Below are 21,729 nucleotides of genomic sequence, written 5' to 3'. Positions count from 1 at the left end.
AAAAAACTTTGCGACTCAGCGACTTTGCGAGATTTAAAAAAATTTCGAGCCTTAGCGCCTTCGTGGCAAAACAAAAAAAATAAAAATGAATAGAGAAGAGTTATTTACGATCGCCAATAATTGGTTTAAAAGTCAGGGATGGAAACCTTTTCCGTTTCAGACTCAGACGTGGACTGCTTTTCTACAAGGAAAAAATGGCTTATTAAATGCTCCGACAGGAAGCGGAAAAACCTATGCGCTTTGGCTTCCGATTATTTTAAATTATATTAAAGAAAATCCGAATTATAAAGCGAAACATAATCCTGGCCTAAAAGCCATTTGGATTACACCGCTTCGCTCTTTATCGGTTGAAATCAAACAAGCTGCAGAAAGAGTTCTTAATGATTTGGATATTCCAATGACAGTTGGAATACGAACAGGAGATACTTCTACAGCTGAAAGAGCCAAACAAAAAGGAAAAATGCCAGATTTGCTTATTACTACTCCAGAAAGTCTGCAATTGCTTTTGGCTTCCAAAGGGTATGCTAATACATTTAAAAATTGCACTTCAATTGTAATTGATGAATGGCACGAATTGCTTGGGACAAAACGTGGCGTGCAAATCGAATTGGCGTTATCCAGATTAAAAACCATTGCTAAAAATTTACGTATTTGGGGAATCTCAGCTACGATTGGCAATTTACAACAAGCCCAAGAAGTTTTGCTTGGTGTTGATTCTGAAGCTTTCAACAACTCTGTTTTGATCAAAGCAGTGATTAATAAAAAAATAAAAGTTGTTTCTATTATTCCCGAAAAGATGGACACTTATCCGTGGCGCGGGCACATGGGACTGCATTTGATTGATGAAGCGGCAAAAATTATCAAAGCCAGTAAAACCACGTTGATTTTTACGAATGTTCGTTCGGCTTGTGAAATCTGGTATCAGCGTTTATTAGAAAAATATCCTGAATTTGCTGGCGAAATGGCTATGCATCACGGAAGTATCGATAGAGAAACCAGACTTTGGGTAGAAAATGCCATTCGAAATGAAGAATTAAAAGTCGTTGTCTGCACTTCAAGTCTGGATTTGGGAGTTGACTTTGCCCCTGTCGAATCGATTATTCAAGTTGGCGGACCAAAAGGCGTGGCGCGTTTCATGCAGCGTGCCGGACGAAGCGGACATCAGCCTGGTAAAGAAAGTGTTATTTATTTTCTAGCAACGCATGCTATCGAACTTATAGAAGCTTCTGCTTTAAAAAAAGCGGTGGAAAACAGTGTAATCGAAGATCGAGTTCCGTATTTAAATAGTTGGGATGTTTTGGTGCAATATCTCAATACTTTAGCCGTTTCTGACGGATTTTATCCTAATGAAATTTTCAAAGAAATCAGCGGCACTTTCAGCTATCAGACCATTACATCAGAAAACTGGAATTGGATTCTCAATTTTATTACCCAAGGAAGCCAAAGTCTCCATGCTTATGACGAATTCAAAAAAGTTGAAATCGACGAAAATGGCTGTTATAAAATCAACAGTCGAATGATTGCCATGCATCACAGAATGCAGATCGGAACTATTGTGGGAGATGCTGTTATGAATGTTAAATTTCTTAGTGGCGGTTATATTGGAACAATTGAAGAATGGTTTATTTCGAAATTGAAACCTGGCGACACTTTTATTTTCGCTGGAAAAAAACTCGAATTGTTCAAAATCAGAAATATGCAGGTTTTGGTAAAAAAGGCAAGTCCGAAGAAAGAATCAAAAATCGCCAGCTGGATGGGCGGTCGACTGGCTTTATCTTCTCAAATGAGCGAATTACTTCGAAAAGAATTATATCGCGCCAACACAGATAATCTTTCCCCAGAATTAAAAGCTTTACAACCTTTATTTCAAAGACAGCGAAAAGAATCTATTGTGCCAAGTTCCGACGAATTTCTGATTGAAACTTTCAAAACCCGAGAAGGATTTCATGCTATTTTTTATCCTTTTGAAGGCCGTTTTGTACATGAAGCCCTAGCAAGTTTACTGGCTTTCAGAATTAGCTTATTGCAATCGATCACTTTTTCTCTTGCTTATAACGATTACGGATTTGAATTGCTTTCAGATCAAGAAATAGATATAGAAGCTGTTTTAGACAATAATCTATTTTCAACCGAATATGTACATCATGATTTGCAGAAAAGCTTAAATTCGACCGAAATGGCGAGAAGAAAGTTTCGAGATATTGCGGTAATTTCGGGATTAGTATTTACTGGCTTTCCAGGAAAAATGGTCAAAACCAAACATCTTCAGAGTGGTTCTCAATTGTTGTTTGAAGTTTTTAGAGATTTTGAACCCGATAATTTATTATTGCATCAAGCTTATCGCGAAACATTTGAACATCAGTTGGAAGAAGGGCGTTTAATTTTGGCTTTAGAAAGAATTGCCAATCAGAATATCATTTGGAAGCAATGTTTAAAACCAACACCTTTCAGTTTCCCAATTATCACAGACCGATTGAGAGAAAAATTGTCGAGTGAAACTCTAGCGGAAAGAATCCAGAAAATGACGGCATCCTACATGAAATAACAGCTTATGAAAATTCAAATACAAAACGAAATATTTATACTTGACGCAAGCGGAGCTGTTTATTGGGAAGATCAAAATATCTTAATTATTTCTGATGTTCATTTGGGCAAAGTATCTCATTTTAGAAAACACGGAATCGCAATTCCACAAAATGCTGTTGCAGAAAACTTTAAAAGATTAACTGATGTGATTGAAAATTTTTGTCCTGAAAAAGTCATTTTTCTCGGAGATTTATTTCACAGTGCCAAAAACACAGAATGGAATTTGTTTGAAAATTGGGTTACAAAGTGTAAAAGCCAATTGATTCTTGTTGCTGGAAACCATGATATTATTGATGAAAAACATTATCATCAAATTGGAATTTGTGTTGTACAAATCATTGAAATTGGCAATTTCTTCTTTACACATCATCCGACAGAAAAAGACGATTTATTCAACTTTTCGGGACATATTCATCCCGGAATCATTCTACGCGGATTGGGAATGCAAAGTTTAAAACTGCGTTGTTTCTTTCATAAATCCAACCAGATGATTTTGCCTGCGTTTGGAGAATTTACCGGTAAATTTATCTTGAAGCCAGAAACAGATCATATCATTTATGCTATCGCGGGTAATGAAGTTATTTTAATAAATAGGAAACAAACATGATGTAATCAAATTACTTTTTTCTAGAACGGAAAAACATTTAAACTAAAATTAGAAATATAATTATGTAAACAACAGATAATAAGCACATTCTAAAAACAGATTTTTTTTCTTTATTGCTAATTCATTTTAGTAATTCTTTTCTTCTCTTAAAAAATAATTTTTATATTTGATAGAGAAAAATCCAAATTACAGCAAAATGCAAAACAACTTACTAGGCGTGCTAAAAGAGCACGAAAACAAATTATTAACTATATGGTCTCAAATTCTTTTAGAAAGCGGATCTGGTGATGGTGCAATGGAAGAAGAAGAGTCAAAAGAATTTGCTTCGCTATTTTTAAACGCACTAGCTAAGTCGGATGAAAAATACGACTCTCAAGAATTTGAAAAAGTTCAAGATTTGATTGTTGGAATTTCTTCTTCTAGAGGTAAACGCGGATTTTCGCCAAGAGAAAATGCACAGTACTTAATTTCGTTTAAAGAAGCTTGCTCTCAAATATTATCTGATTTGATTAATGATCCAGCAAAGCTTTATGATGCTAATCTAAAATTAAATGTAATCATAGACGACATGACGATTATGACTTTCGAAGCTTTTATGAGAGGAAGAGAAGATATTATCTCAAGACAAGTAGATGAAATCAGCGAAATCTCTACTCCTGTAATCACAGTTTGGGACGGTATTGTAGCTCTGCCAATTATCGGAACGCTAGATAGCTCGCGTACCCAAGTGGTAATGGAAAGCCTTTTACAGCAAATTGTAGACACAGGAAGTTCTATTGCGATTTTAGATATTTCTGGTGTTCCTGCCGTAGATTCTTTGGTAGCGCAACACCTTATCAAAACAGTAAGCGCAACACGTTTAATGGGAGCAGAATGCATCATTAGCGGTATTCGTCCAGAAATTGCACAAACAGTTGTCCATTTAGGAATTGACTTAAGCGGAATTACAACTAAAGCATCACTTGCAAGTGCATTACAGACAGCTTTCGACATGCTTCAGCTAGCTGTTGTAAAAAGAAAGAAAATTGTAGAATAAAGATTAAAGGTTTTTTATGGAAAGAATTCCTATACTAAAAATGGGAGATTTTCTGCTTGTTACGATACAGGTAGATTTATATGATCAATTGGCAGAAAATCTTGAATCAGACTTAATAAATACCATCAGTAAACATAGTTCAAAAGGTGTCTTAATTGACATCTCAGCCGTTTCTATTATAGACTCTTTTATGGGGCGAATATTAGGAAACATTGCCGTTATGTCAAAAATACTAGATGCTCAAACTGTTGTAGTTGGAATGCAGCCTGCTGTTGCTATTACATTGGTTGAACTAGGACTTTCTTTAAACGGGGTCTTAAGCGCCCTAAATGTTGAAAGAGGAATGGATTTACTTCGCTCAAGAATGCACACAAGCGATAACGAAGAGCTGGAGTATGACGACGATAACGAATAACAAAGAAGAATCCCTTATCGTAAGAGAACAGGACGTTGTGCCATTGCGCAATCGTGTCAAGGAATATGGCGTAAAGATTGGAATGAGTATTTTAAATCAGACCAAACTCATTACGGCCACTAGCGAACTTGTACGTAATTTGCTCAAATATGGCGGAGGCGGAAAAGTCATTATCGAATCTGTAAGCAAAGGAAAAGAAAATGGCGTACGAGTTACTTTTATTGATAATGGTCCTGGAATAGCAGATATAGAACTGGCAATGAAAGATGGCTACAGCACAGGTAAAAGCTTAGGGCTTGGCCTGCCCGGAACAAAAAGACTTGTCAATGAATTTGACATAAAATCAGAACTAGGAAACGGAACAACCGTTACTATAACAAAATGGAAAAATGGATAATACGTTTTCCACTTATAAAATAGATGACAGAAGTCTCATTGCTTTTATAAAAAGAGAAATACACAACCTAGCCCTTCAGTTGGGCTTTACTCCACATAGAGCTGCAGAAACAGATATTATTGTTGCAGAACTTACATCAAATCTAATGAAATTTGCGAATGGCGGTGAACTGCTTTATCGCGCACATTTAAATGGAGGATATAACGAAATCGAAATCTACTGCCTTGACAAAGGCGTAGGTTTTGATAATGTGGCCAAAATTATGAATGATGGCTACTCCTCTACTAATACACTTGGTCATGGCTTGGGTTCTATTAAAAGGCTGAGCAATGAATTTCAAATCTATTCCATCAAAAATTGGGGCTGTGTTCAATATGTACGAATTTGCGAAAAACCAGAAATTCAATTGCCTGCTTTAAAAAGTGGTCTTAATTTCACTACAATTGCTGTCAATTATCCAAGTGAAAAACTTTGCGGAGATGGGTATTATATAAAACAAAACAGCAAAGGTTTTCAGATATTTGTAGGCGATGGATTAGGTCATGGAGAAAGTGCCAACGAAGCGGTTGAATCTGCAATAAAAGTTTTCAGGCAATCACTCGAAACTAATCCTACAGAAATTCTTAAAGATATTCATTCAAAAGTAAAAAAAACACGAGGATTAGTTGCCACAATTGCAACAGTAGATTACAAATCAGAGCTTTGGAATATTTGTGGTATTGGCAATATCAATACCCGAATTTATAACGGACTAGAGAATAAAACTTATACTCCGTATAATGGAATTATCGGTCACAATATTCCGCGAACTTTGAACAATACTATTGTGCCTTATAAAAAGCATCAGATTATAATAATGCACAGTGACGGCTTACGTACGAGATGGAATTTAAATGATTTAAATGGCGTTTTCAAACAAAGTCCCGGCATTATTGCATCGGCTATTTATAAAGAAAATATTAGAGGTACAGATGACGCAACAATTCTTGTAGGCAAAATAAATTAAGGCGTATGAAGGAGATTATTCAAATAAATCTTGATAACGAAATGGACTTGATACTGGCTCATAAACGATGCATGAAAATTGCGGAAATGTGTGGTATGCCTTCTTCATTTCAGACAAGATTTTCTACTGCTGTATCTGAAGTGGCAAGATGTGCTATTGCAAAAGGCAAAAATTCGCTGCTCGTTTTGGGAGTTAATATTATAAAAGCTACCCAGAAAGAAATTATTGCGATAATTACAGATACAGAAGATTTAAAAAGCTCCAGCCCAGAAGCATTCATTTACGCCTCAAAAATATCAGGCAACATTGATTATAATTATTCTAATAATCAATCTACTACAACAATCAGCCAACCCATTTCATCGCCAGGCCTTCTATCAGAAACTAAGATAAAAACGCTGATTGATTATTTCAAATTTGAGCCACCTTTGTCTCCTTATGACGAAATAAGAAAGAAAAACATTGAGCTTATTGCGCTTTCAGAAAAATTGGCTGAAAGTGAAAACAAATACAAACAGTTAGCCAATACTATTCCGATTTTAATCTGTGTTATTAATGATCGAAATAATGTTTTATTGGTAAACGAATCTCTAGAAAATTATTTAGAAAGACCATTATTAGTTTTTGACCGCAAAACTCTAATCAGTTTTATTCACCCAGAAGATATTGACGCCATTTTAGAAGGCTGGAACCGAGCTAAACAAAACAGATCTAATTTTTTGGGTGAAACCCGAATAAAAAATGGAGAAAGCTATATTTGGCATTTGGTTTCGATTATACCAAACAATGCCGAAGATGGCAGTTTTAATAGCTGGCTGGTTTATTTTGTAGATATCAACGCTCAGAAAATGATGGTTGAGACATTAAAAGACAATACCGAATTAAAACTTATTCAGCGCGAATTGGAAAGTGCTAACTCAAAACTTCGCTTCAAAAACAAAGAACTGGAGCAGTTTGCCTATATTGCCAGTCATGATTTACAAGAGCCACTTAGAAAAATCATGATTATGCTTTCTCGTGCCGGAGAGCATTTAAGCGAAGACCAGAAGAAAAAATATTATTTTGACCGAATTACGCTGGCGGCTGGAAGATTGTCAAATTTAATTGCCGACGTTTTAAATTATTCGAGAATCGATAATCATGAACAATACTTTGAAGAAGTCGATCTTAACCAGGTTCTTATTGAAGTTTTAGGGGATTTGAGTTTAGTTATCGAAGAGAAAGACGCTGTAATTAATGTAAATCCGCTTCCTAAAGTTTCGGGTCTTGGCACTCAGCTTCGTCAATTATTTTATAATTTAATTAATAACGCCTTAAAATTTAATGCAACCCAACCTTCTGTAACAGTTTCTTTTGAAGATCTTCCTAAAGATGAAAACAAACCAATAGCGACTGAAAATTATGATATAATCGCCATTTCTGATAACGGAATTGGTATGGATAGCAAATATTCGAATAGAATTTTTGATATGTTCCAGCGTCTTCACGAACGCGATCAGTATGGCGGAAATGGTATTGGATTGGCGCTATGCCGAAGAATTATTGAAAACCATAACGGAATAATCAATTTCAGCAGTAAACCTGGAGATGGCACTACTTTTTGGATTTATTTTCCGAAAAAATAATTACCAAAGAATCCGAAGGATTCAAATATTTATAGAATTATATGCTGTATGGTGAGTATGACTCCTTCGGAGTTACATAACTTAAGCGCTATAAACATTTTAATCCTTCGGATTCTTATGAGCGGAATGCAAAAAATATGCGTATAAATTTATAACTTTTGAATAAACCAAACGGATTCATTTCTTACTTATTGAAGATTAAGAAAGTCCCTCTAATTGCTGAAAAACAGGTATTAGCGCTTTTCCTTTTTCTGTCAAATTGTATTCGATATGCAAAGGCTTGAGATTAATTGTTACTTTTTCTAAAAGTCCCTCTTCTTCCAATTCTTTTAAAGCCGTAGATAGAGATTGTTTGTTTGAACCCTGAATTTGCCTCAGTAAACCATTAAATCTTAAAGGAGATTCTACAGCGAGACGAAAAATCTCAGCCTTCCATTTTCCAGATAAAATCTTTAATAATCTTTGTGCTGGGCAGGTTTCTTTTTCTTCCATAATTATTGCGGGTAGTCAAAAAAAATTGACCTATTGTTTTCGAAAGTTTTTTGATTAAAATTTGTTCTGATTCTAAAGTAAAAATATAAAATGAAAGGAAAGAAACCAAGCGAAATAAGTACTGAAGACCTCTTAAAAACTCAGAAAACAATTCAATCTGCCATTAAGATCTTAATTCTAATCGCTATCTTCTTATTTATCATCATTGTATTTGCAATTCTTTAGAAAATAGATTTTTAAGTTTAATTATTTTTCTTAAAAAAAAAAGGAAATTTCTGCAAAATATTTGAAGTAAAAACTCAGAAATAGAATAGGCATAATTTCTTTTAAATTTAATTTTTCTTAACTGAAAGTCTTTCAAAAAAAATTAAATTTGGCTTCCCTAAATAGCCCTTAATTATGATTATTCAAAAAAAGACTTTTTATTTATTCCCTCTATTTGTATTTCTTTTTTTCTCGCAGTTTAATTACGCCCAACAGCAGAAAACGGTCAAAAAAGAAAGCCGAGGAAAACTATTTAATGATACTACAGCCACAGACAGTGACTACTTAATGGCTATTGAAAAAGCTGGAGAAGTATTAGAATCTGCTTATAACGATATTGATTTTGCCGGCGACACTCGTCATCTTTTTGGTGAAATGAAACGAACGGAAAGCAAACTAGACTTGATTTTAGCCAGTTTAAAAGGAGCAAATCCGAATGTGCGAAACCAGCAGATGTATCGTATCGTGCTACAAGAAATCGAGCAAGAACTGGAAGAACAAAACAAATCAATCGATGCGCGAAATCTGAATCTTGAAAGCATAAAAAAACGCGTAATCGATCTTCGTAAAGACAAAACGTTGATTACGCTATTAAAAGATACAATTCGTCGCAAACAGTTTAAGAAAGAATTTGGAGATCTTAGGAAAAGATACGTGGCTACTGATAGTCTGATGACTAAAAACCAAACGACTTTAAACAACAAAAAAAGACTTACTGTACAGCGAAAAATTTCGGTTTCTAATGCTTTAGTTGCCGTTGAAAGTAAATTGGAAAAATCTGGAATTAGTATTTTCAATAAAGAGTATCCTTCTTTATGGCAGATTAATGATTCTGTCTCAAAGAAAAAAGTGACGCATAATATAAAGGCAAAAATCATAATTGAAGAAAATGTTGCTGCTTATTACCTGAGTTACAAAGCTGGCGGACTTATTACCCTTTGTTTCTTTATGGGACTTTTGTTTTGGTATATTTCTCGAAATATCAAATATCTAAAAACAAACGGTTATGCCGAAAACCTTCAGCTTTTAAACTTTAAATATTTAAATAGAGGGGTTTTAATGCCTGTTCTAGTTATTGCATTAAACATTGCTGTGGTTACCAATTTGTATGCTCCTGCCCTATTTTTAGAGTTAATTCAGCTTTTCCTGGTTGGCGTTTTAATTGTACTTTTCAAAAATCAGTGGTCTGGCGTTGCAATGAGAAACTGGCTTTTCCTTTTAGGATTATTCTTTGCACTTTGTTTTCTAGACTTATTTATCACAATCGGATTATTGCAACGTTTGGCTTTTGTAGCGATCAATCTTTTTGGTATTCGCTACGGATTAGTTCAAATTAAAACACTTAAAGAAGAACTTTATATAAAAGGCTTTTTTAAATGGGCAAGTATCCTATTTATTGGCTTAAATGTTTTGTCTATTCTTTATAATTTATTCGGAAGAGTTTCTCTTTCTAATATGTTAAGTCTTACTGCTTTTATATCGCTTACCCAAATTGTTGCTTTAAGTGTTCTTTTAAAGATCATTTTAGAGATTATTTTACTTCAAATCTACACCACTAGAGTAAAAAGAGGTATTGAAAAAATGTTTGATTACGAAAGTTTATCAGACACCTTAAAGAAGCCTTTCATCATTGCAATCAGTTATATGTGGGTAATTGTGATTGCTTCAAATTTGAATATTTGGGAATCGCTTCGTGGGTCTTTAACAAAATTATTAAGTCATCCAAATACAATTGGAAGCATTACGTTTACTTTGGGTAATGTTGTTTTATTCTTTATTATTATTTGGGCTGCGCATTTACTGCAAAAATATGTGGCCTATTTCTTTGGCGAAATCGACGATGAAAACGAAGAAAACATCAACAAAAGACAGCATTCTAAGTTGCTTATTACTCGATTAGTAGTTTTAATAAGCGGTTATCTGCTTGCTGTTGCTGCGTCTGGAATGCCATTGGACAAACTGAGTATTCTTTTAGGAGCTTTAGGTGTCGGTGTCGGACTTGGACTTCAGAATGTGGTAAACAATTTTGTATCGGGAATTATCTTGATTTTTGATAAACCAATTCAGGTTGGTGATGTTGTAGAAATTAGTTCAGAATCTGGACGAATCAAGTCGATGGGACTTCGAACGACCAAAATTAACGCTCCAAACGGTTCCGAGATTATTATTCCGAACGGTAATTTATTGTCTCAAAATATTACCAACTGGACGTATACAGACAACTTCAAATTGGTTGAAGTTACTTTTGAAATTACTGGAGAAACAATTCCAGAAGAAATTAATTTAATTGTAAACGAAACGCTAGGTAATCTTCCGCTGGTAAACAATTCAAAACCATCACAAATATACTACAGCTCAATTTCTGATGGAAAATATAAACTTTTAATCAAGTTTTGGTGCAGTATTTACAGGACAGAAGAAACGATAAGTTCAGCCAGACAAGAACTCTATATCAGTTTTAAAAACAAAGGTTTAACATTCTCAAGCTAGAGCAAAATAAGAAAGACGGTAAATTGATTACCGTCTTTTTTTTATGATACTATTTCTATTTTTATCATGTTTTCGCAGTAATGTGTTAAATAATAGCATTTTAGTAAAAACAGGTAAAAACCCTCGTACCCATAATTTAGTTATAAAGTAATTTAGCCATGTAGTAAAATACTACTAAAACTAACATTAACTATTAAATCTTAAAAATTATGATGGAAGTCTACATGGGAACAATTCTAAGTTTCGCATTTAATTATCCCCCAAGAGGATGGGCTTATTGCAATGGTCAAATCATAGCAATCTCTACGAATAGTGCTTTATTCTCATTACTTGGAACAACTTTCGGCGGTAATGGTGTTACTACATTTGCCCTTCCTGATTTAAGAGGAAGAAGTCAGATCCACTTTGGGCAAGGACTTGGATTAAGTCCAGTAGAAATGGGTCAAATTGCAGGAACTGAAAATATTACTCTAATCACAACAAATATTCCTGCTCACGTACATACCCTTGCAAGTGGTACAGCATCAGTAAATGTAAATGTAACTGCCACTTCTATTGTAGGAGGAACAATAACAAATGAAACTGATAATGGAAATAACTCTTTTGCATCAGGTACAGCTACCGCAAATATCTATAGTGAACCAGGCGGAACTGGAACTGCAACTATTAAAGGCATAACTGCTGTTGCAGGCGCAACATTAGGCGGCAACACTGGAATAACCGGAAGTGGTCTGCCTTTTCCCTCTCGTAACCCATATCTTGGTGTAAATATGTGTATTGCACTAAATGGACTTTTTCCTTCTAGAAACTAAATAAATTTAAATAGAGGCAACTTTTGCCTCTATTTTTTTAATCTCATTTTATGGATAACGACATTAAAATAGGAGTTTTAATACCAAAGTCAAAACAGTATCCTTCATTAGATAAAGATTTTATAAGGGGGTTAAAACTTAATAATCTGAAAGTGAATTTTTTTATCGAAAATATTGGTGTTGGTGCAGATGAAAAACTTATAATTGACAAAATACAAAAGCTTAATTTCCAAGAAGAAGTATCAATCATAATTGGTTTTTTAGGACATCATAATATGTCTGAAGTTTATAAATATGCCTCTAATAATGACATTTTATTAATAGCAGCAGATTTGGGAGCAACAACTCCTTACCAAACATCTGCACTGAAGGGCATATATATTAACTCATTGGGACTAAATGAATCTTGTTACCATTTAGGCCAATATTTTACAAATAAGCAATATCAAATAGCCACATCTACTTCATTTTATGATTCAGGATATGGCTTGCTGCATGCGTTAGAATATGCATTTAAGGAAAAAATCCATTTTACAGGACATTACATCACTCCTTTTATGCCTAGAGAAAACGAAGCTTCATATATGGACCAGATTATAAATGTGCAACAACCAAATGCTGTTTTTGCTTTTTATAGTGGTTTATATGCAGAAGAAAATGCTGATTTTCTAAAAGAAAATAAATTGACTCAAAAATATCCTTTTTATGTGACACCTTTTTTTATCAATGATAAAATTTTGGACGAATATAAAAATAATCCTCACGAACTTTATGTAGTTAGTAGCTGGATGCAAAACGATACGGATACTACGGATTTTACTTCTAGATATAATGATACATACGATGAGAATCCATCTATTTTTTCCATTTTAGGTTATGAAAATGGTCTGACATTAAAGAACATACTTTTAAATACTGCTAATTTAAAAACCAGTTCTTTAATTGAAGAAATGCACAAATTAGATATTGAAGGCCCTAGAGGCAATATCAAATTTGATAAAGATACCAACAGAACAATATTCAATCATTATATATACCAATTGAATTTGGATTCATCTAATAATACGAGCTTTAAAAAAATTGAAACATTGATAAACAATGGAGATTTTGTTAAAGCTTTTGCCTCATTGCCAAAACCTGACCATATAGGAGGTTGGGACAATGCTTACTTATGTCATTAACTAAATTGTATGTTATGAAAAAAAAATTACTCTTATTTTTTACGTTCTTTTGCCTCTTTGGTTTACATCAAAATATAAAAGGACAGAATTTAGCGCCTGGTGATATTGCCTTCATCGGCTATAATAGCAACCTGCTGGATGGTTTTTCTTTTATCGTACTAAAAGAGATACCAGCGGGAACCGAAATTTATTTTACAGAAAGAGGATGGAATGCCACAGCTTCAACTTGGGTATCAGGAAGTACAGAATCTCATCTTAAATGGACAGTTCCTAACTTAACACCTGTCGGTACAATTATTTCGGTAATGGAAACCGCTGCTGGTGATACATTTACGGTTACTGGTACATCTGGTATTGGTCTTGCGCCTGGCTTCACTAACTTCAATCTATCCTCAGGTGGCGATCAAGTATTGGCATATCAATCAACAACTGGAACCGCTCAACCATCATCTCCAATATTTATTGCCGGTGTTAACGCAGATTATAATTCTGGTGACTACAATATTGATACCACATGGAACAGTAATGATACAAGCGGAGGAAACTCAAGTGCTAAACCATCAGGTTTAAAAAATGGTGAAACCTGTATCTCTCTATTTCCTAACCCACCTGGTCAAGAATATGCTAATGCAAAATATAATGGCACTTTAACAGGTACAGTTACTGACTTATTACTTGCAATTAATAATCCTGCAAACTGGCTTAAAGACACAACTAATAACACCAATTACCCAATAACAAATACTAATTATCCTACACCAAGCGTGACGCTTATCCAAGCCCCAGCCGTAACCACCACTACCCCAGTAACAAATTTTGGAGCAAAAACAGCCACATTAGGAGGTTCAAACGACAATGGTGGTGCAACAATACTTAATAGAGGAATTGTATGGTCAACAACACCAAATCCAGTATTAGCTGGCGGGGGTGTTACAAATGTTACGACAAGTAATGGGACTGGTGCTTTTACTGTAAATGCAACTTCATTGCCTGAGGGAACACTTATATATTATAGAGCTTATGCCGAAAATTCTGCAGGGACATCTTACGGAAGTAACCAATCATTTACAACCAATGCTGCCCTATCTGCAACGCAGTCGCAAACAATTGCTTGTAATGGTATTAATAATGGTACCGCTACCGTTGTACCTTCAGGAGGAAAATCACCATATTTCTATTCATGGTCTCCATCAGGAGGAACTGGAGCAACTGCAACTAACTTATCCCCAACTAATTATTCTGTTACAATAACAGATAATGAAGGAACTTCAATACAAAGAAACTTTGTAATAAGTCAAAACCCCGCTATAATAACATTGGTTCAAATTACTGATGTAAGTTGCAACGGCGGAAATAATGGAGCTATAGATATATCACCATCAGGCGGTAGCGGATCTTACACCTATAACTGGGGAGGCGGAATAACAACACAAGATAGAGCAAATCTTACTGCAGGAACTTATTCTGTTACCATTACCGACACTAACTCTTGTAATTCCACTATAAACAATATTGTCGTTGGTCAACCTGCAGCAGCACTTAACGGAATAGCACTAATTACAAATGTACTTTGTAATGGCGAAAGTACAGGAGCAATTAATCTTACTCCAACTGGAGGAACAGGCCCCTATACTTATCTGTGGAATGACAATATAACTACAACTCAAAATAGAACAGGACTTCCAGTAGGTACATATTCTGTAACTATTACGGATTCAAAAACTTGCACAAAAACCATTACTGACCTAACTATAACTCAGCCTTCTCTAATTGAAGGGACAGCAGCTATAACTAGTGTTGCGTGTAATGGCGGAAATACAGGTGCTATAAACCTTGTTCCGAGTGGAGGAACAAGCCCTTATACTTTTCTATGGAATGACGGAGTAACTACAGAAGATAGAATGGGGCTTATTGCAGGTACCTATACTGTAACAATAACCGACAATAGATTATGTACAAAAGAATTTAGTTATACAATTACTCAACCTAGCGCACCTTTAAGCGCATTGACAGGAGGTGGCAAAACAGATGTGTCTTGCAATGGCGGTGCTAATGGTACTGCAACCGTTGCGCCTACTGGAGGAACTCCAGGCTATACATATACGTGGAATACAAATCCTGTTCAGACAACTGCTACTGCAGTAGGTCTTACACAAGGTACTTATACCGTAACAGTTACCGATGCCAATAACTGCCAAACAACTAGAAGCTTTACCATTAACCAGCCAACTGCGCCTTTAAGCGCAGCCACTGGAGGAGGCCAAACAGATGTATCCTGCTATGGAGGCATGAATGGTACTGCAACGGTTTTTGCAACTGGAGGAACTCAAAATTATACCTATTCATGGAATACAACTCCTGTTCAGACAACTGCTACAGCAACCGGACTTGCTGCAGGCAATTATATTGCGACAGTAACCGACGCTAATGGATGCCAAGCAACTAGAAGCTTTACCATTAACCAGCCAACTACAGCTTTAAACATAGCTACTGGAGGGGGCAAAACGGATGTATCATGCTATGGAGTTGCAAATGGTACTGCAACAGTAGTTCCAACTGGAGGAACTGGAGCTTATACATATTCATGGGATACAAATCCTGTTCAGACAACTGCTACTGCAGTAGGGCTTACTGCAGGAACTTATACTGTGAGTGTATACGATGCGAACAGCTGCCTAAGAACCAGAAGCTTTACCATCATGCAGCCGACCGCGCCTTTAAGCACAATTGAAGGAACTAAACAAAATACAAGTTGCTATGGAGGTGCAAATGGTGTTGCGCAGGTTATAGCAAGTGGAGGAACACCTACTTATACGTATTCTTGGAATACAGCTCCTGTTCAAACAACTGCTACAGCATCTGGACTTGCTGCAGGCACTTATACTGTAACCGTAACCGATGCTAATGGATGTCAAACAACCCGAGACTTTACTATATCAGAACCACCTGCACTTGTTGCAAGTATAGATGCTCAATCTGATGTCTCTTGCAATGGCGGAACAAATGGTTATGCAACAGTAGATGTCGTAGGAGGAACTGGAACTGGAACTTATACTTATTCATGGGCTCCATCTGGAGGAACTGCTGCTACAGCTTCTGGCCTTGCTGCGGGTACTTATACTGTAACCGTAACTGATGCTAATTTATGTATGACTACACAGAGCTTTACTATCTCACAGCCGTCAATTTTATCAGCTACAAAATCACATACAGATGTACTGTGTAATGGCGGTGCTACAGGAACTGCTACAGTTACTCCAGCAGGAGGAAATGGTGGATACACCTATTCTTGGGCTCCATCTGGAGGAACGGCTGCTACAGCTACCGGACTTACACAGGGTGTTTACACCTGTACAATTACTGATGCCAAAGGATGTTTTCTCACTGAGTCTTTTACAATTAATCAGCCTTCTGTATTAACAGCTGCTACTTCTCAAATAAATGCTACTTGTACTATCGGAGGACAAGCAGGAGTTACGCCAGCTGGAGGAGCTGGAGGTTATACTTATTTATGGACTCCAGGAAATGAAACAACCCAAACTATTAACAATTTGGCTGCAGGAAATTATAGCTGTCTTATTACAGATGCTAATGGATGTACTATTACTAAAAACTTTACAATAGGTACAACCAATACTTTAGTTGCCAGTACTTCACAAACTGATTTAGCTTGTAATGATGTAAATACAGGATCTGCTTCAGTAGTTCCATCAGGAGCAACTGGACCTTTTACTTATGCATGGTCTCCTTCTGGAGGAAATTCAGATACAGCTACTAATCTAGCTGCTGGAAATTACTCCGTAACCATTACTTCAGGAAATGGATGTTCTATTGTAAAAAACTTTACAATCAACGCTCCACCTGCAATTGTAATTACCAAAAATTCGCAAACAGATGTTAGTTGTAATGGAGGTTCTAACGGCTCTATAGGCGTTACTGTCGCTGGAGGAACTGGAGCTTATACGTATTCTTGGGCACCTTCTGGAGGAACTGCTGCAACTGCAAATGGTCTTCAAGCTGGAACTTATACTTTAACTGTTACAGATGCCAATTCATGTATTCAAACACAAACTTTTACGATCACAGAACCTGATGCACTTAACACAACAACATCTAAAACTGATGTTTCTTGCAACGGAGGCACTAACGGATCTGCAACAGTAAATGTCACTGGAGGAACAGGCGCTTATACCTATTCTTGGGCACCTTTTGGAGGAACTTCTGCAACTGCAACCGGACTTTCTGCAGGAACTTACACTGTTACTGTAAAAGATGCCAATTTATGCCAAACAACAGCGACTGTAGTTATAGAAGAGCTACCTTTACTTACTGCAACAATAGCTAAAACAGATGTTTTATGTAATCAAGCAAATAACGGAACAGCTACAGTAACTCCTGCTGGGGGAACTGGAACGTATACCTATTCTTGGTCACCATCTGGAGGAACTGCTGCAACAGCAACAGGATTAAGTCCAAACACTTACACTGTTACAGTTACCGATTCAAACGGATGCTTCACAACAGCAACTGTTTCAATTACAGAGCCTACTCAGCTTTCAGCAACAGATTCGCAAACTAATGTATCTTGTAAAGATGGCAATGACGGTACTGCTTCAGTAGTGGCTACTGGAGGAACTGGCAATTACAGTTATTTATGGGCACCATCAGGAGGTACAGCTGCAACGGCAACTGGACTAAGTGCTGGAATATATACAGTTACTGTTACAGACGAAAACTCTTGTTCTGTGGTAAATACTATCACCATTACGGAACCAGATCAGTTATCTTTAACAGCAACCCCTACAGAAGTTTCATGCTATAATGGAAATAACGGATCAGCTACTGTTAGTGTAACTGGTGGTACAGCTCCTTATTCTTACTCTTGGTCTCCATCTGGAGGAAATGCAGCAACCGCAACTGGTCTAGTTGCTGGAAGTTATACAGTAACTGTTACAGATGCTAACTCTTGTTCAGCTTCTGCAACTGTCGAAATCGTTCAGCCAGCTAATCCTGTAACATTAAATACTTTAGCAGTATCTGAAGTCGGTGTTACTAGCGTATCTTTATCTGGTACAGCGTCTTCAAACGGAATAAATACGGATAAAGGAGAATGTTTAACAGAAGTTGGTTTTGTATACGCATTGCATGCAGCCCCTACTACAGCCGATACTAAAATAAATGTTACTGCTTCTTTAGGAACGTTTACAAACACACTATCAGCACTTAGAGGAAATAGAACGTATTATGTTAGAACATATGCAATAAACAGCAATGGAGTAATCAATTATGGAAATGAAGTTAGTTTTACCACACAAAAATATACGCTTACTATAACTGCAGCTGCAGGACATACTAAAGTATATGGTACCACTGATCCAATATTCAACTATACACCGCTAGGTTTTGCTAACGGAGACACAAGTGCTATCATTACAGGTCTGCTTTCTAGAGATGCTGGCGAAAATGTTGGAAAATACAATATCAAACTAGGAACAATCAGCGCAGGTGCAGATTATACCATTATCTTTACTGGCGCAGAGTTTGAAATTACTAAAGCTAACCAAATAATTACTTGGAACCAGACTTTAGAATTTGGATGTTCTGATTCTAACACTGTAGCATTAACAGCAACCACAGACAGCGGTTTACCAGTTTCGTATACTATTGCAAATGCTGCTATAGGAACCATTTCAGGAACAACTTTAAATATCTCTGGATCAGGAAGCTCAACAATTACAGCTGTACAAAATGGTGATCAAAATCATAATGCTGCAACAGCCGTTGTGAAACCAATTGAAGTAAGCCAATCAGGACTTGTAATTCAGCAATGGGCTAATGTTTTATTCTTTGATAATAAATCGAACAATTATGTGGCTTGGCAATGGTACAAAAACGGAGGGGCTGTTTCTGGTGCAACCCGCCAATATTATAGCGAAATTCTACCTTTAAATGGGACTTATTATGTAATTGCAAAAGATAAAAATGGAAATTCAATCAAATCTTGTCCAATTGAGACTAGCGGAACGATTTTCACTAAAAAAATCAAAATCTATCCAAACCCAGTTAAACCAGGAGCTGAATTTACTTTAGAATGTGATTTTAGCGAATCTCAACTAAACGGATCTGAAGTGGTAATTTATGATATTACTGGAAAATTAGTTCAGACTATTTCTAACGTAAAAAATCAAAATAAGATTATCGCTCCATCGCAGGTAGCCTTATATGTTGTCGTTCTTAAACTGGCCGATGGTCAGCTAAAAACAATCAACTTATTGGTTAAATAAAAATGAGATTCAATTTAAAATTACACGCAATGAAGATTAAAATCACTATAACTATACTACTGCTCTGTAGTGTCACGATAAAAGCCCAGGAACTTAATTTTAAGATTAATGGGGGGCCTTCAGGAATTCTTTATGATAGCAATATCGGAGAAGGTAAATTAAAATTTGGTGGAGGAATAGGTGTTGGATACACCTATTTCTTCAGCGATCACTGGGGAATCTCAACAGGAGTTGATGTTACTTATAATCAGAATAGTTTTGAATTAAATAACGGAACGACAATTTCAACTTATGAAGTTGATGACCAAACTTCTGCATTTGAATATCAAGTAACCCCGACCAATTATAAAGAAGACCAGCATTTTATTGGTGTGGCAATTCCGCTTCTTATGCAATACAGAACTTCGATAGCTTCTCAGACACAATTGTATTTTGGTTTTGGAGGAAAAATTATGTTTCCAGGAAAACAAACTGTAAAAGCTTCGGCATCAGAACTACAATTGAGCGGCTACTATCCTGATATTAATCTTTTAATTGATGACTTGCCTTCTCATGGATTTGGTCAAGTAACAAACTGGCAGGATAAAACAACGGTAAGCTTAGATCCTTCTTTTTTATTAAGTGCTGAAACCGGACTTACTTTCAAATTAAAAGAAAACACACAGCTTTACACTGGAATATACGTCGATTACGGCTTAACCGAATTAGCAAAGGAGAATATAGATGTTAATATCGTTGCCTACAATCCGAACGGACTTGACAATATTCAGGCAAATGGCACAAGCGGAAACAGAAAAATTGTTCAGGAAAGCCGTTACTTCTCTGCAGGTATTCAGCTGAAATTAGGTTTTATGCTAAATAAAAGCAAACCAGAACCTGTAGCTGCAGCTCCAAAAGCAGAACCAGTAGCTCAGACTGAAGCACCAGTTCAAAAAACAGCTCCGGTAGAACAAAAAGCTGTTGCAACTGAACCAGTTAAAAAAGATCTTACACCAACTGAAAGAAGCATCGTTGAAAAACCTCTTGCCTTTCAAGAAATTGGAAATACAAATGTAACTCCAGAATTGGCAACAAGATTAGACGAAATTGCTAAAATTCTAAAAGCGAATAAAGATACCGACTTAAATATTACAGGCTACACTTGTGATATCGGAACGGAAGCCCGCAATCTTGAAATCGGTATGAAACGAGCTGAAGCAGTTTCTGATTATTTGAAGAATAAAGGAATAGAATCTAATCGTATGCATTTGTTTTCAAAAGGAGAAAAAGAACCTTTAGTTCCAAATACTCCAGACGAAAATAAACCACTAAACAGAAGAGTTACGCTTACGCTGATAGACGCGAAGTAATCTTATTAGTTTCCTAAAATTAAAGCCTGAAAAAAGAGAAAATCTCTTCTTTCAGGCTTTTTCTTTGAAAACACAAAATCCTTTCTTTCAGCTACTTTTATAAATTAATCATCCGCGTAATATAAAAAAACAAATCTAACACACTATGATTAGAATCATGTTTTGAACAAAATGATGATAATATATTTACCCTATTAAAATGATGTACTTAAATATATTTTAAGTAAGCAGAAAATCAAGAATTAATATGGACAAGAACTTTTTAGCACAGGAGATAATCCGATTGAAAAAAGAAAAAAATGCGGTTATTCTGGCTCATTATTACCAAGATGAGAATATTCAGGAAGTGGCAGATTTTATCGGAGACAGTCTCGAATTGGCAAAAAAAGCTCAGGATACCGATGCCGATTTAATCGTTTTTGCAGGCGTTCATTTTATGGCAGAAACAGCTAAAATTCTAAACCCAGAAAAAAAAGTAGTCCTACCCGATTGGAATGCTGGCTGCTCACTTGCAGACGGCTGTCCGCCAAAAGATTTTAAATTATTTAAAGAACAGCATCCCGATCATGTTGTTGTAACTTACATCAACTGTTCTGCCGAAATAAAAGCAATGAGCGACTTAGTCTGCACTTCGGCGAATGCCAAAAAAATAATCGGGTCAATACCTGCAGAACAAAAAATCATATTTGCTCCAGATGAAAATTTAGGCAAATATCTTCAACAAGAAACCAAGCGCGAACTTGTCTTATGGAAAGGCTCATGCGTTGTGCACGAAGCCTTTTCATTAGACAAACTTATCGAAATATACAATAAAAATCCAACAGCCAAAATTGCGGCACACCCAGAATCTGAAAGCCATATTTTAAAAGCAGCACATTATATTGGCTCGACTTCGGGAATTATTAATTTCATTAAAACGGATCCTGCTTCCGTTTTCATTGTGGCCACAGAAGCCGGTATCCTGCATGAACTTGCTAAAGCAGTTCCCGATAAAACGCTGATTCCGGCTCCTACCACAGAAGACAATAGCTGCGCTTGCAGTGAATGCGCTTTCATGAAAATGAATACGTTAGAAAAACTGTATTTGTGCCTTAAAAATGAAAGTCCAGAAATGCTGATTACAGAAGAATTGAGAATCGAGGCGCTGAAACCAATAAAAAGAATGCTCGAATTATCCTAAAAACG

General features: G+C 36.1%; 14 protein-coding genes. 13 read left to right on the top strand and 1 reads right to left on the bottom strand.

Annotation, left to right across the window (positions count from 1 at the left end; all coding sequences use genetic code 11):
• Positions 1 to 85: 85 nt before the first annotated feature.
• From ACWA1F_RS21580 to ACWA1F_RS21550, 7 genes are all read left to right on the top strand, one after another.
• Complete coding sequence (locus ACWA1F_RS21580; protein WP_456896826.1) at positions 86 to 2,545, top strand: ligase-associated DNA damage response DEXH box helicase; 2,460 nt, start codon at positions 86 to 88, stop codon at positions 2,543 to 2,545.
• 6 nt (positions 2,546 to 2,551) lie between these two features.
• Positions 2,552 to 3,193 (top strand): ligase-associated DNA damage response endonuclease PdeM, encoded by a 642-nt coding sequence (pdeM, locus tag ACWA1F_RS21575; RefSeq protein WP_456896824.1) that lies wholly within the window; start codon positions 2,552 to 2,554, stop codon positions 3,191 to 3,193.
• Between the two features lie 196 nt (positions 3,194 to 3,389).
• On the top strand, positions 3,390 to 4,229 hold the full coding sequence (locus ACWA1F_RS21570) for an STAS domain-containing protein (RefSeq protein ID WP_456896822.1): 840 nt from the start codon (positions 3,390 to 3,392) through the stop codon (positions 4,227 to 4,229).
• Between the two features lie 16 nt (positions 4,230 to 4,245).
• On the top strand, positions 4,246 to 4,644 hold the full coding sequence (locus tag ACWA1F_RS21565; RefSeq protein ID WP_125723478.1) for an STAS domain-containing protein: 399 nt from the start codon (positions 4,246 to 4,248) through the stop codon (positions 4,642 to 4,644).
• A complete protein-coding gene (locus tag ACWA1F_RS21560; protein ID WP_306156482.1) occupies positions 4,625 to 5,041 on the top strand; it encodes an anti-sigma regulatory factor in 417 nt (138 codons plus the stop codon). Before ACWA1F_RS21565 ends, ACWA1F_RS21560 begins: the two co-directional genes overlap by 20 nt.
• The gene (locus tag ACWA1F_RS21555; RefSeq protein ID WP_456896819.1) at positions 5,034 to 6,047 is read left to right on the top strand and encodes a SpoIIE family protein phosphatase; all 1,014 of its coding nucleotides are present in this window, start codon (positions 5,034 to 5,036) and stop codon (positions 6,045 to 6,047) included. The genes ACWA1F_RS21560 and ACWA1F_RS21555 overlap by 8 nt, the downstream gene beginning before the upstream one ends.
• Before the next feature lie 5 nt (positions 6,048 to 6,052).
• Positions 6,053 to 7,672, top strand: coding sequence for a sensor histidine kinase (locus ACWA1F_RS21550; protein WP_456896817.1), 1,620 nt, complete (start codon positions 6,053 to 6,055; stop codon positions 7,670 to 7,672).
• 198 nt (positions 7,673 to 7,870) lie between these two features.
• Here the strand turns inward: ACWA1F_RS21550 and ACWA1F_RS21545 are convergent, their stop codons facing one another.
• Positions 7,871 to 8,164: a winged helix-turn-helix transcriptional regulator gene (locus tag ACWA1F_RS21545; protein WP_456896815.1), complete on the bottom strand. Its 294-nt coding sequence runs from the start codon at positions 8,162 to 8,164 to the stop codon at positions 7,871 to 7,873.
• A 399-nt stretch (positions 8,165 to 8,563) separates the two neighbouring features.
• Between ACWA1F_RS21545 and ACWA1F_RS21540 the strand changes: the two genes are divergently transcribed.
• From ACWA1F_RS21540 to nadA, 6 genes are all read left to right on the top strand, one after another.
• Complete coding sequence (locus tag ACWA1F_RS21540) at positions 8,564 to 10,918, top strand: mechanosensitive ion channel family protein (protein WP_456896813.1); 2,355 nt, start codon at positions 8,564 to 8,566, stop codon at positions 10,916 to 10,918.
• A gap of 209 nt (positions 10,919 to 11,127) precedes the next feature.
• A complete protein-coding gene (locus ACWA1F_RS21535) occupies positions 11,128 to 11,730 on the top strand; it encodes a phage tail protein (protein WP_306156472.1) in 603 nt (200 codons plus the stop codon).
• Between the two features lie 50 nt (positions 11,731 to 11,780).
• A complete protein-coding gene (locus tag ACWA1F_RS21530) occupies positions 11,781 to 12,911 on the top strand; it encodes an ABC transporter substrate-binding protein (protein WP_456896811.1) in 1,131 nt (376 codons plus the stop codon).
• 14 nt (positions 12,912 to 12,925) lie between these two features.
• Positions 12,926 to 19,195 carry an MBG domain-containing protein gene (locus ACWA1F_RS21525; RefSeq protein WP_456896809.1) on the top strand — a complete coding sequence of 2,090 codons (6,270 nt, stop codon included), beginning with the start codon at positions 12,926 to 12,928 and terminating at the stop codon, positions 19,193 to 19,195.
• A gap of 29 nt (positions 19,196 to 19,224) precedes the next feature.
• Positions 19,225 to 20,544: an OmpA family protein gene (locus ACWA1F_RS21520; RefSeq protein WP_456896807.1), complete on the top strand. Its 1,320-nt coding sequence runs from the start codon at positions 19,225 to 19,227 to the stop codon at positions 20,542 to 20,544.
• Between the two features lie 247 nt (positions 20,545 to 20,791).
• The gene (gene nadA / locus ACWA1F_RS21515) at positions 20,792 to 21,724 is read left to right on the top strand and encodes a quinolinate synthase NadA (protein ID WP_456896805.1); all 933 of its coding nucleotides are present in this window, start codon (positions 20,792 to 20,794) and stop codon (positions 21,722 to 21,724) included.
• Positions 21,725 to 21,729 lie beyond the last annotated feature (5 nt).

The sequence above is a fragment of the Flavobacterium erigeronis genome (genome assembly GCF_054075165.1).
This window is presented reverse-complemented; position numbering and strand designations above follow the sequence as displayed.